Raw genomic sequence first — 12,454 nt, 5'->3', positions numbered from 1 at the left:
GAGCCTTCTTATGTCTAAAGAGACCATCATTATTAACGGCAGATTTTTAGAGCAAAGAATTACAGGCGTTCAAAGGGTTGCTTATGAATTTGTTAAATCGCTCGACGCATTGATCCAGGAAGATTTGTCTTTCCACAAATACAGCTTTATTGTGTATTGCCCCAAAGGGAGTGCAAACAAGATCCAATTGGACAACATACCAGTCATAGAAGCGGGGTTGTTCAACGGGCACTTATGGGAACAGATTAGTCTGCCGCTGAAAAGTTTCGGAAAGACCATCATTAACCTCTGTGGACCAGCTCCCATTTTGAAGAAGAAACAAATGGTCACAATTCATGATGCAGCGATTTACGCCAACTCCGACAATTTTTCTGCATCTTTTAAAATCTGGTACAAAACCATGTTTTTCTTCTTCAAAATACTGTCTTTAAAAATTATTACGGTTTCTAACTTCTCAAAGTCGGAGCTTGTTAAGTATTGCAGTTTTAATAAGGATAAAGTGAAAGCCGTTCATTTGGGCGTCGATCATTTTTCCGTTCCGGCCGATGAATCTAGTGAAGAAACGATTCTAACGAAATTCCAGATTGAAAAAGGAAAGTTTGTTCTAGCGGTTAGCAGCATGGCTCCTAACAAAAATTTCAAATCTGTCGTCAAAGCGATGGAGAAAATGAATATGGCCGATTATAAATGCGTCATCGTAGGCGGGAATTTCTCGAAAGTGTTCACTAGCAGCTCAGAGGATAATTATCAGAAAAATCAGGAAATTAACTATTTAGGCTATGTGACAGATGAAGAATTAGGCGTGCTGTACAAAAATGCAGCTTGCTTTATTTATCCTTCGTTCTACGAAGGGTTTGGGCTTCCTCCAATCGAGGCGATGTCCTGCGGATGCCCCGTCATTGTGTCGAACGCAGCGTCTTTGCCTGAGGTTTGCGGTTCGGAGGTTGTCTACTGCAATCCGCATGATTACATGGATATTGCGCAGAAGATTGAAGAGCTGTTAGTGGATCGTGAGCTGCGTGCTTCGCTCTCCGAGAGAGGCGTTCGGCATGCTAACACGTATCGGTGGAAATCGTTTGCCAGTGGCGTATGCTCGGAGTTGTCTGGGATCAAATAGACGTGAAGCGTGGTGGGTAAATGAGAAGAAAAATTCTGTATGTATGTGAATCCATTGGCGGAGGCGTTCGGAAGCACCTGCTTGATGTTCTCCACCATATTAACCATTCCAAATACGAAATCGTAGTTGTACACAGTGTAGACCGTACAGATCCGATTTTTATGGAAGAGATGGATAGCCTTAAGGAAAAAGGGGTCAAATTTTATGCGTTAGCTAACTTTGTCCGGGAGATATCGCCTTGGAAAGATACCAAAGCGCTATTCAAGCTCATACGGTTAATTCGGGATTTTAAACCGGACATTGTTCATTGCCACAGCTCTAAAGCTGGAGGTGTTGGACGCATTGCCTCTTACTTATGCCGAACGAATAAAATCATCTATACGCCGCATGCCTATATGTTCCAAAACTCTGAACTAAACCAACTTAAGAAGTTGGTTTTTTTGTTTTTCGAAAGGGTATTGGACAAGTTTTGCAATTATACGATCAATGTCTCAGAGGGCGAGCGGGATACAGCGTTACAGAACAAAGTTACCGCGCCACGGAAATCCATATTGATTTATAACGGGATTACGAAAACCAATCGGGAATTCGCTCCGGATCAAAATACGTTTGTCATTGGAACAACCGCTAGGCTGGAGCCGCAGAAAGACCCGTGGACCTTCTTCCATATTGCCAAAGAGGTTGTAACAGCGTGCGACAATGTAAAATTCGTCTATGTCGGCGACGGCAGCATGAAGAATGAAATTGCACAAGAGATTAAAAAGCATCAGCTTGAAGAGAAGATTATATTGACGGGATTCCAAAGAAATCCGATGGCGTTCGTTCAAACCTTCGATATTTACTTAATTACCTCTTTATATGAAGGGATGCCCTATTCGGTTTTGGAAGCTTTAAATTATGGCCTTCCATTAGTCGCAACGAATGTCATTGGCAATAATGAGGTCGTGAAAGATGGCTACAATGGCTATCTGTTTGAATCGAGAAAAGTGGAAGAAGGCGTGCAGAAGATTATCTCGATTATGAACAATCCCCTGCTGGCAGCGAAGTTTGCAGAAAATAGCCGTCACCTATTTGAAATGAAGTTCCAAATTGAACATATGTTGAGTGCGCTTGAAGTGGTCTACGATGTCGCGAGGCCAGAGCAAGTTTTGCTCGATAATAATCGTACAATAACTAGCTACTCATAGAGGTGCGGATGAAACCATGAAAAAGGCCTATTTGCTCTATGCATTAACGCTTGCCTCAGTATCATGCTTGTTCATTTCTTTATCGGGAGCGGATCTGGCGTGGGTTCTTATAGCGATGGGTTTGCTGTCTCCTCTTTTCATTGTATTGCCGGCACTAAGAAGAAAAGATTCTTTTTTGAGCGTAGACTTCTGGTTTTTTGGATGTTTGTTTTTGTGGTCCGCTATGTATCCAATGGATTATTTATTAGGATTGGAGCTGCATAGCCCAGCCCTCATGCAGACAACTGCTATGTATGCTGTAGCTAACTTTACTTGCACACTTTTCTATTTGTTTATGAAAAAAATCGTTCTGGGATACAAAAAAGAAGCTAATGTCTCGATTAATGGTTTGGGATATGTTTTCAAGTTTGAGACCGGAATGCTTTTGGTGGTACTGGGCCTAGCGTTTTTGATTATTCATGTACAGTCTCTCGGAGGAATTGGATCCATTGGAATTGAGAACCGGATTAACAACTTCCAGAAAGAAGATTCTAGCTCGATCAGCGTGCCATGGCAAATTATATTGAGTGTAGGCTTGCTAATTACGGCAAGTACTGTAAAGCGGTTAAATTATTATCTCGGTTTTGTGATGACGCTGGCACTGTTCCTTATCTTTGGATTTGGTGCAAGAGGCGACGTTCTATTTGTTTGTTTGCCAGCCCTGTTGCTTGTCATGTCTAAAAAGGGTGTCATTACAACGTCATTTAAGAAAATAATGATTCTTTTCTTTATTTTGTTATTCATGTCCCCATTGTTCACAAACCTTCGAGGCAGCGTGTTGTATAACCAACCGCTTAGTGCTTATGAGAAGTACGAGTGGGCTTACAATCGCGGAGAAACGGGAGGGGCTTTCCGGGTTACTATGGATGTGGTGGGCAAGGCTGCAGAAGCGGAATGGCCTAAAAATACATACCTCTTAGAGAGCTTCAGTTTCTTGCCATCTTCCGTGTATGAGTATTTTTTCGGCCAGGCTAAGTTTTCTTCGGATAAGTTTTTTGTACAACATTATTATCCTTGGCAAGCCCAGCACGGCATGAGTTATGGCTTCTCTCCAGTAGCGGAAGCATGGCAGTTAGGCGGTTATCCTCTGATTGTAGTTGTATTCGCGATAATTGGCGTGATCATTGCGAAATTGAACCAGTTCAAGCAAGTCATCATTCTGCTGCCTTCCTTGATGTGGTTCCAGAGGGTATCGTTCGACGCGTTTGCAAACTCTACATTTTTTATCGTGTTCTTCTATGTATCTGCGTGGTTGCTAAATGAAGTGCTTAAGAAAAATAGTGCTAGAGCTTATCGCATGGGCGCTGGCACAGTAACAAGATTGGGTGGAGGCAAATGAGAGAGAAAATCGACTTTGCAATGATCGGTTGGCAATTGAACTATTCAAGAAACCGCGTGTTATTAAATCATACGCAGTTGAAGTTTCGTTCTTTTGAAATTCCAGAGATCGGATTGCTGAAGAGAAGTTTGAAAATCATTCGTTTAATATGGCAAGTCATATTTACAGTTCATACCAAGATTATATTTATACCGGCTTTCAATCAGGTTAATTCACCGCTCATTTTAATTATATTTAGGCTTCTTGGCAAAAAAATCGTAACAGACATGTTGATATCCGATTATGACACATTAGTAAATGATCGTAAATTGGCTAAGAAGAAGTCTTTGCGTGCTATCCGGTTTTATTTGAACGACTGGTTATGCTTGAAACTATCGCATGTCGTTATTTGTGATACGGAGCATCATAAAGCATTTTTCAAACAGTTTTTCGGGGGAGCAGATGGGAAGCTGGCCGTAATTCCAGTCGGGGCAGAGGATATTTTTAAACCAGTGCCCAATGCTGCGAAGGGTCCCACATTTAACATTTTGTTTTATGGCGGGTTTAGCCCCTTACACGGAATTGAACATATTATCGAAGCAGCTAATCTGCTTAAAGAGCACGAGGACATTCGGTTTACGTTGATCGGTTCCGGGCAGACCAGGGACGATATGATCAAGCTCGCATTGAAGTACAATCTTGAGAATATTGATTTTGTGTCACACAGGGCATACGAGAAGCTGCCCAATGAAATTGCTGAGGCTGATATTGGGCTTGGCATTTTTGGCGCTAGCGAGAAGGTTAAGCGTGTCATTCCGAATAAGGTTTTTCAGTTGGCAGCATGCGGAAAACCGATTATTACCCTCAGAACACCAGCGATTGAAGCTATGTTCGAGAATGGAAAAAACATTGTATTAGTCGATGAGGAAGAGAACATGAGCCAGAAGATAGCGGACAATATCCTCAAACTGAAGGAGAATCCATATCTGAGGGAAAGCATGGCGAAATCCGTCGTCGAGTTAATTGAACAAGGCAACAGCCACAATGACATTTCGTCCTGCTTTGAAAAGATTTTGGCCGATGCCTCGGCCTAATGAATGAAGGTGCGTCACTTGCAAAATAACACGAGCTCCGCTTCAGCGGTGGCCCAGCCACCGTCCGTCGTACAAAAAGTGTCAGCAAAATTAAAAAAAGATGTGTTTGTATATGGTCCCGCCATCATAATTCCTGCCGTACTAGGAATGGCGAATATTATTGTATTCACAAGAATATTCGATCCTTCTGACTATGGCCAATATGCGGTTATACTGAGCACAATACTGTTCGTCTCTACGCTAATTACGCAGTGGATACAGCAATCCATTCAGAGATATCGCCCTGTCTATAAGGAGAATAATGGGCTGCTAGAATTTGATAGCAACCTTCAATCCTTGCTGGCAATGATGGCGTATGGCGCATTAGTGCTTTTATTGCTAGCTCCAATTTCTAATTTGCTGTTTGGGTTAAACCGGATTTTATATGTGACAGTCATTTTAATTGTTATCACCCAGATGCTCTTCGTCCTGATGTCGACCATTCTTCAATCCGACTACAGGGCAGGCGAGTATCGGCGGTTTAATTTGATGAATGCCCTGTTAAAATCTGCACTTTCGCTATTAATCGTATTCTTCGTGCACAAAAGCACAGATAGCATCTTTCTTGGCATTCTGCTCGCTCAACTGATTGTACTCGTGCCAATGATGAGAACAACCGGCTATCGATCCCTTTTCAGATTCAGGTTAACTGCCCAAAACAAACAGTTTATCAAAACGTTTGTTCAGTATGGCTTCCCTATGATTGGATGGTTTATTGGAAACTCGCTATTAAACCTTGTTGACCGTTATATGCTTGGTTTTTATCACAGCTCCCAAGAAGTAGGGATTTATACGGCGACCTATTCGGTCGTATCGGCTTCTATTGGCCTGTTTTGCACACCGTTATTAATGGCAGCCCATCCAATTATTATGAATACGGCGACAACGTCGGACGATAAGGAAATTCAACGAATCATATCTGTTTTTTCGAAGGTATACCTGTTAATTATTTTCCCGATATTTATCTATTTGACTGTCGTTCGATCCGATGTTACTTCTTTCTTGCTTGGAGATGAGTATCAAGCTGGTTCATCCATATTGCCCTATATGATGTTTGGCCTCATTATGTGGAACTTCGGCATGTATGGCCACAAAGGGTTTGAAATTAAGAATAAAACGAGAACGATGCTAACGTTTGTTATCTGCTGTGTGGTTGTTAATGTCGGGCTGAACATCCTGCTCATTCCGAAATACTCTTATCAAGGGGCGGCGATTGCAAGTACGATTAGCCTGACCGTCTATCCGGTTTGCGTTTATTTGTTTTCATCGAGAACCATACAATGGAAAATGAATGTGAAATCGCTAATGAGCATCTTTGCCTCCAGTATGCTTGCGGCTATCTGTACATACTTTATTCGCTTCTATTTAGGCGCTGTTGATATTGTAAATCTTATCGTTTGCGGCTGCTCATTTACGATCATTTATCTGATTGGGCTTAGCCTAGTGAAAGAAATAAATCTAAGTAAACTGTTGAGGCGAAATGCCCAAAATAGACTAAGGAGTGTTGAGAAATGAAAGGAATTATACTTGCAGGCGGAACAGGATCGCGTCTTTACCCATTGACGAAGGTAACGAACAAGCATTTATTGCCGGTGGGGCCATACCCGATGATTTACCATTCGATTCACAAACTAAAACAAGCCGGCATTGACGACATCCTCATTGTCACGGGACGTGACCATATGGGCGATGTCGTTAATCTTTTGGGCAGCGGTTATGAGTTCGGCGTGAGCTTCTCGTATAAGGTGCAGGACCAAGCAGGCGGCATCGCGCAGGCGCTTGGCTTGGCGCGCAGCTTTGTACATGACGAGCCGATCGCTGTTATTTTGGGAGACAACATTTTCTCCGATGATATTTCCCAATACGTTGAGAATTTCAGGCGGCAAGGCGCTGGCGCCAAAATATTGATCAAAGAAGTGCATGATCCAGAACGTTATGGCGTTGCTGAGCTGGATGGCACACAAATTCGTTCGATCGAAGAGAAGCCAAAGCAGCCGAAAAGCAATTTCGCGGTCACGGGGATTTACATGTACGATGCGCAAGTGTTCGATATTGTGAAGACGCTGAAGCCATCGGGGCGCGGCGAGCTAGAGATCACAGATGTGAACAATGCGTATATCGAACGCGGCTTGTTGACGTATGACGTGCTCAGCGGCTGGTGGACGGATGCGGGAACGCATGAGTCGTGGAACAAGGCGAATGAGCTGCTGCGCAACGAGCAATTCGATTTGGATTTCGGCCGCCAGCCTGTGGCTGTTCAATAGGGGAGAGCGTAACTTATTATGAAAATAACCCATACGAAACTAGACGGAGTCCTGTTGATCGAGACGAATGTATTCGGCGATCATCGGGGCTTTTTTACGGAGAGCTACAACAAGGAGAAGTTCCATGCTGCCGGAATTGACTACAAGTTTGTGCAGGATAACCATTCCTTGTCCTCGGAGGCTGGAACGGTAAGAGGGCTGCACTTTCAGCTTGCGCCGAAGGCACAGACGAAGCTGGTGCGTGTCGTGGCAGGCGCGATTTACGATGTGGCGGTCGATCTGCGCAAGAGTTCCTCGACTTACGGCCAATGGGTAGGCGTTATCCTGAGCGAGTCGAATAAGCGCCAGCTCCTTGTCCCACAAGGGTTCGCGCATGGGTTCTGCACGCTAACGCCTAATACGCAGGTGCTATATAAGGTCGATGAATATTATTCGGCGGAGCATGATCGCGGGCTGCTCTGGAACGACCCAGACATCGGCATTGAATGGCCGACGGATCGCGTCATTCTCTCGGATAAAGACAAGGTGCATCCTGGCATTCGTGAGGCGGGCATTTACTTCTAATCCCAAAGGAGCGGTTTACATATGAATCTATTAGTAACTGGCGGAGCGGGCTTTATCGGAAGCAATTTCGTTCGATATATGCTCGAGGCGCACCCGGATTATAGAGTGGTCAATCTCGATAGCTTGACCTACGCAGGCAATTTGGAAAATTTGAAGGACGTTGAAGGCAATGGGCATTACCGTTTTGTCAAAGGCGATATCGCCGATGCGGCACTCATTGCGCAATTGCTGGATGAACATGAGATCGATGTGCTGGTTAACTTCGCAGCCGAGTCCCATGTCGACCGAAGCATTACGGACCCAGGCGTCTTTGTACGGACGAATGTGATCGGGACGCAGGTGCTGCTGGACGCAGCCCGTGCCAAGGGCATCCGCAAATATGTGCAAATCTCGACGGATGAAGTATACGGATCGCTCGGCGAGACGGGCTACTTTACGGAAGAGACGCCCATAGCGCCGAATAGCCCTTACTCTGCAAGCAAAGCGGGAGCGGATCTGCTAGTAAAGGCGTACCACGAAACATATGGCATGAATGTGAATATTACACGCTGCTCTAACAACTATGGACCGTACCATTTTCCAGAAAAATTGATTCCGCTCATGATTACGAATGCGCTCGATGGCTTGCAGTTGCCAGTATACGGCGATGGCTTGAATGTGCGCGATTGGCTGCATGTGCAAGACCATGCTAAAGCGATTGACCTTGTTATTCATAAAGGCGAGCCTGGCGAGGTGTACAACATCGGCGGCCATAACGAGCGGACGAACATTGAGATCGTGAAGCTCATCCTTGCGAAGCTAGGCAAATCGGAGGAGCAGATCAAATACGTAACAGACCGCCTGGGCCATGACCGCCGTTATGCAATTGATCCGACGAAGCTCACTGAGAAGCTGGGCTGGAAGCCGGATTATACGTTTGCAACGGGCATTGCGGAGACGATTGAGTGGTATCTGGCGAACGAGGGCTGGTGGCGCAGCATCAAGTCCGGTGATTACATGAACTATTACAGCAAGCAGTATGGGGAGCCGCTGTATGGCTAAACAACGGATTGTCGTGACAGGCGCCAACGGCCAGTTGGGCGTCGATCTTGTTAAGCATTTAGCAGAGTTGGGGCATGAAGTGCATGGGCTTGGCCGGACGGATTTCGATGTAACCTCAGAACGCCAGGTGCAGCAGGTACTGCGGGAATTAAAGCCAGATGTTGTCATTCATTCGGGTGCGTATACGAAGGTCGATCAAGCGGAAGATGAGCCGGATCAGGCGTATATGGTGAACGGGTATGGCACAGCGAACGTCGCGTCAGCTGCCCATTCAATCGGTGCGAAGCTAGTTTATGTCAGCACGGACTACGTATTCAATGGCCAAGGCTTTCGCCCGTACGACGAGTTTTCGCCAATCGATCCTGTCAATGTGTACGGCAAATCCAAATGGATGGGCGAGCGTTTCGTCGAGACGCTGCACGCCCGCCATTATATCGTGCGTACATCGTGGGTCTATGGAGCCCATGGCGCGAACTTCGTGAAAACGATGCTGAAGCTTGGCGCGGAGCGGGGGAGCGTCTCGGTCGTGAACGATCAAGTCGGCTGCCCGACGTTTACGAAAGATTTGGCAGCTTGCATCGGCCGATTAATCGAAACGGAGCGGTACGGGACTTACCATGTATCCAATAGCGGAAGCTGCTCGTGGCATGAATTCGCGGAAGCGATTTTCCGTCTTGCGGGGCTTCAAGTGGAGTTGGCGGCTGTCTCGTCGGAGCAATTCGTACGCCCAGCCAAACGGCCATCTTACTCTGTATTTGACCATATGTCGCTAAGGCTTGGCGGCTTCCCAGCGATGCGGCATTGGGAAGAGGCGCTAGAGCAGTTTATAACGGAACTGAACGACGGGAGTGAAAGCAATGAAAATCGTACTGCTATCGGGCGGATCGGGTAAACGGCTGTGGCCGCTTTCGAATGACATGCGTTCCAAGCAATTTCTGCCGCTGTTGCAGCACCCGGATGGCGGGACAGAATCGATGGTACAGCGCGTTTGGCGCCAATTGGGCGCGGCGGGCTTATCCAGCAGCAGTTATATTGCAACAGGCAGGGCACAAGTCGAGCTGCTTGAGAGCCAACTGAATAATGAAACATCGATCATTGTGGAGCCGGAGCGGAGAGATACGTTTCCGGCTATTGCGCTGGCAGCGACTTATTTGTACAGCGTAGAAGGTGTATCTCTGGATGAGGTTGTTGCGATCATGCCAGTCGATCCATACGTAAGTGGAGATTTCTTCGAGCATGTGAAAGGGCTGGAGCATGCGATTAGGGAAACTGGCGCACAATTGGCGCTCATGGGCGTTGTTCCCGATTCTCCCTCGGAAAGCTTCGGATACATCGTTCCTTCAGGAGCGGAGCATGGGGCAGCCCAACGCGTGGAGTGCTTCAAAGAGAAGCCGAGTGCCGAAGTAGCTGAAGCGTTGATCGCACAAGGGGCTTTATGGAACTGCGGCGTATTTGCGTTTCGATTGGATACGATTATTAATCTGCTAATCGAGAAAAATTTGCCTATTCAATATGAAGAGATGAGTAGGCAATATCGGAGCTTGCCGAAGAACAGCTTCGATTACGAGGTGGTAGAGAAGCTGGCACATATCGCTGTGACTCGATATTCCGGGCAATGGCGTGATCTTGGGACATGGAACACGCTGACGGATGAGATGGAAAGCGCGGTGTACGGCAAAGGCTCCGTTACGGAGGATAGCCACAATACTCACCTCGTTAATGAACTGGAAATCCCGATTACCGTGATTGGCTTATCGAATGTAGTCGTTGCAGCGAGCCCGGATGGCATTCTCGTCTCTGACAAATCGCATAGCCCGCGAATTAAAGAGCTGTCGGGCGACTGGAATCAGCGGCCAATGTTCGAGGAACGCCGTTGGGGGCAATACAAGGTCATCGATTTCATGCAAGTTGCCGATGGGCGAAACGTATTAACGAAGCGGATTGCGATAACTGCGGGGAGGAACCTGAGCTATCAATATCACCTTAAGCGCAGTGAGGTATGGACGATTATCGCAGGTGAAGGCGAGATTATATTGGATGGCAGCTACCGCCGGATTACGGCGGGCGACGTCGTGCTCGTGCCAGAAGGCATGAAGCACAGCATCCGCGCCATTACGGATTTGGAGCTGATTGAGGTACAGAGCGGCAGTGACCTGATTGAGGAGGACATCGTCCGGCTCAGTATGGAATGGACCGAGATTTTGAGCTTTGTTCATTAATAATAAATATTAAATGAAAGTTTAAATGTCGACTCTTCAGCACCGAGAAGGTCACATCAGACCGAAGAACGAGTAGCGGAGTTTAGGGGAGCCTAAATGAGCAACGGAGTTCGAGATCTGGTGTGAGATTCGACGTCGGAGCTCTACTTCGAATTACATCGTGATCAAGTGTCGTCATTTAAACCACCTTTTAGAAAATAGGAGTGGTAGAGAGATGAAACTGGCGGTTATCGGCACGGGATATGTCGGTCTAGTATCTGGCGTTTGCTTTGCACATCAGGGCAATGAGGTCGTCTGTGTAGATAAAGTGAGCGAGAAGATTGAGATGCTTCGCGGCGGAGAGGTTCCGATCTACGAGCCTGGCTTGAAAGAGCTTATCCAGACGAACACAGCAGCCGGCAGGCTAAGGTTCACGACTGATCTTGCCGATGCCGTCCGCCTGGCTGATATCGTCATTCTGGCGGTGGGGACACCGTCCCTGCCAAATGGAGAAGCGGATCTAAGCTATATTAAACAGGCTGCGCGCGAAATTGGCGAGGCTTTGAAGGGCTACACCATCATCGTAACCAAAAGCACCGTTCCTGTTGGCACGAATGAGAAGATTGGAGCGATTATAGCGGACTGCACCGAGCAGCCATTCGCTGTTGCTTCCGTTCCTGAGTTTCTGCGTGAAGGCTCGGCCATTCAAGATACGCTGCATCCAGATCGCATCGTTATCGGAACGTCTAGCGATCTGGCGCGGGAACAACTCACTGCGCTGCATGCACCGCTAACAAGCAATATTCTCGTTACGGACATTCGCAGTGCAGAGATGATTAAGTATGCTTCTAATGCCTTCTTGGCGACGAAGATATCGTTTATTAACGAGATCGCCAACATTTGCGAGAAGGTAGGGGCAGATGTGACGAAGGTAGCCGAGGGTATGGGATACGATAACCGGATCGGCCGTTCGTTCTTGAAAGCAGGCATCGGGTACGGGGGATCCTGCTTCCCTAAAGATACCCAAGCACTCATTCAAATCGCGGGCCATGTTGACTATGAGTTTAAGCTGCTCAAATCGGTTGTCGAAGTCAATCAGGATCAACGCTATAACGTCATTCGCAAGCTGGAAGCGATTCTAGATAACTTGAAGGATACGACGGTCGCAATCTGGGGCTTGGCATTCAAGCCGGAAACCGATGATGTGCGCGATGCGCCTGCCATGGAAATTATTCAAGCACTGCTGGACCGGGGAGCGTTGGTGAAAGCCTATGATCCCATTGCTACAGCGAACTTCAGCCGAACATTGGCGCATCCGAATTTGGAATACTGTGCAAGCAAGGAGGAGGCAGCCTGTGGCGCTGATGCGCTCTGCCTGTTGACCGAGTGGAAAGAGTTTGCAGAAATTCCGCTGCCTGAGCTGGAGCGGCTGCTGCGCAAACCGATTCTGATCGATGGCAGAAACGTATTCCGCGAGGAGGAGCTGTCCCAGACATCCTTCATTTATTATTCCGTCGGGCGGCCAAGCTTAAGCCAAGGTGTCCGTGAGCAAAATCCCGTTCTCTTGTTCTGACAGAACAGTTGAACGTTAAC

11 protein-coding genes are annotated in these 12,454 nt (G+C 46.9%); all 11 read left to right on the top strand.

Annotated elements, in window-relative coordinates; genetic code table 11:
- Nucleotides 1–10 precede the first annotated feature (10 nt).
- On the top strand, nt 11–1,117 hold the full coding sequence (locus GON22_RS20180; RefSeq protein ID WP_160397919.1) for a glycosyltransferase family 4 protein: 1,107 nt from the start codon (nt 11–13) through the stop codon (nt 1,115–1,117).
- Nucleotides 1,118–1,137: 20 nt separating this feature from the next.
- Complete coding sequence (locus GON22_RS20175; RefSeq protein WP_160397918.1) at nt 1,138–2,304, top strand: glycosyltransferase family 4 protein; 1,167 nt, start codon at nt 1,138–1,140, stop codon at nt 2,302–2,304.
- Between the two features lie 16 nt (nt 2,305–2,320).
- Nucleotides 2,321–3,682, top strand: a complete 1,362-nt coding sequence (locus GON22_RS20170) for a hypothetical protein (protein ID WP_160397917.1) — start codon at nt 2,321–2,323, stop codon at nt 3,680–3,682.
- Complete coding sequence (locus GON22_RS20165; protein WP_160397916.1) at nt 3,679–4,755, top strand: glycosyltransferase; 1,077 nt, start codon at nt 3,679–3,681, stop codon at nt 4,753–4,755. The genes GON22_RS20170 and GON22_RS20165 overlap by 4 nt, the downstream gene beginning before the upstream one ends.
- A gap of 18 nt (nt 4,756–4,773) precedes the next feature.
- Nucleotides 4,774–6,309, top strand: coding sequence for a lipopolysaccharide biosynthesis protein (locus GON22_RS20160; protein ID WP_160397915.1), 1,536 nt, complete (start codon nt 4,774–4,776; stop codon nt 6,307–6,309).
- Nucleotides 6,306–7,058: a sugar phosphate nucleotidyltransferase gene (locus tag GON22_RS20155; protein ID WP_160397914.1), complete on the top strand. Its 753-nt coding sequence runs from the start codon at nt 6,306–6,308 to the stop codon at nt 7,056–7,058. The genes GON22_RS20160 and GON22_RS20155 overlap by 4 nt, the downstream gene beginning before the upstream one ends.
- 18 nt (nt 7,059–7,076) lie before the next feature.
- Nucleotides 7,077–7,622 carry a dTDP-4-dehydrorhamnose 3,5-epimerase gene (gene rfbC / locus GON22_RS20150; RefSeq protein WP_160397913.1) on the top strand — a complete coding sequence of 182 codons (546 nt, stop codon included), beginning with the start codon at nt 7,077–7,079 and terminating at the stop codon, nt 7,620–7,622.
- Nucleotides 7,623–7,643: 21 nt separating this feature from the next.
- Complete coding sequence (rfbB, locus tag GON22_RS20145) at nt 7,644–8,663, top strand: dTDP-glucose 4,6-dehydratase (protein ID WP_160397912.1); 1,020 nt, start codon at nt 7,644–7,646, stop codon at nt 8,661–8,663.
- Nucleotides 8,656–9,555 (top strand): dTDP-4-dehydrorhamnose reductase, encoded by a 900-nt coding sequence (rfbD, locus tag GON22_RS20140; protein ID WP_160397911.1) that lies wholly within the window; start codon nt 8,656–8,658, stop codon nt 9,553–9,555. Before rfbB ends, rfbD begins: the two co-directional genes overlap by 8 nt.
- Nucleotides 9,521–10,882: a sugar phosphate nucleotidyltransferase gene (locus tag GON22_RS20135; protein ID WP_160397910.1), complete on the top strand. Its 1,362-nt coding sequence runs from the start codon at nt 9,521–9,523 to the stop codon at nt 10,880–10,882. Before rfbD ends, GON22_RS20135 begins: the two co-directional genes overlap by 35 nt.
- A 214-nt stretch (nt 10,883–11,096) precedes the next feature.
- The gene (locus GON22_RS20130) at nt 11,097–12,434 is read left to right on the top strand and encodes a UDP-glucose dehydrogenase family protein (protein ID WP_160397909.1); all 1,338 of its coding nucleotides are present in this window, start codon (nt 11,097–11,099) and stop codon (nt 12,432–12,434) included.
- Nucleotides 12,435–12,454 lie beyond the last annotated feature (20 nt).

Source organism: Paenibacillus sp. MMS18-CY102 (assembly GCF_009789195.1).
In the GTDB taxonomy this organism is placed as follows: domain Bacteria; phylum Bacillota; class Bacilli; order Paenibacillales; family Paenibacillaceae; genus Paenibacillus_T.
This window is presented reverse-complemented; position numbering and strand designations above follow the sequence as displayed.

Bases quoted from the DNA above. Each gene is read 5' to 3' on its own strand.
- GON22_RS20180 (WP_160397919.1), top strand. From the start codon at position 11: ATGTCTAAAGAGACCATCATTATTAACGGCAGATTTTTAGAGCAAAGA.
- GON22_RS20175 (WP_160397918.1), top strand. From the start codon at position 1,138: ATGAGAAGAAAAATTCTGTATGTATGTGAATCCATTGGCGGAGGCGTT.
- GON22_RS20170 (WP_160397917.1), top strand. From the start codon at position 2,321: ATGAAAAAGGCCTATTTGCTCTATGCATTAACGCTTGCCTCAGTATCA.
- GON22_RS20165 (WP_160397916.1), top strand. From the start codon at position 3,679: ATGAGAGAGAAAATCGACTTTGCAATGATCGGTTGGCAATTGAACTAT.
- GON22_RS20155 (WP_160397914.1), top strand. From the start codon at position 6,306: ATGAAAGGAATTATACTTGCAGGCGGAACAGGATCGCGTCTTTACCCA.
- rfbC (WP_160397913.1), top strand. From the start codon at position 7,077: ATGAAAATAACCCATACGAAACTAGACGGAGTCCTGTTGATCGAGACG.
- rfbB (WP_160397912.1), top strand. From the start codon at position 7,644: ATGAATCTATTAGTAACTGGCGGAGCGGGCTTTATCGGAAGCAATTTC.
- rfbD (WP_160397911.1), top strand. From the start codon at position 8,656: ATGGCTAAACAACGGATTGTCGTGACAGGCGCCAACGGCCAGTTGGGC.
- GON22_RS20135 (WP_160397910.1), top strand. From the start codon at position 9,521: ATGAAAATCGTACTGCTATCGGGCGGATCGGGTAAACGGCTGTGGCCG.
- GON22_RS20130 (WP_160397909.1), top strand. From the start codon at position 11,097: ATGAAACTGGCGGTTATCGGCACGGGATATGTCGGTCTAGTATCTGGC.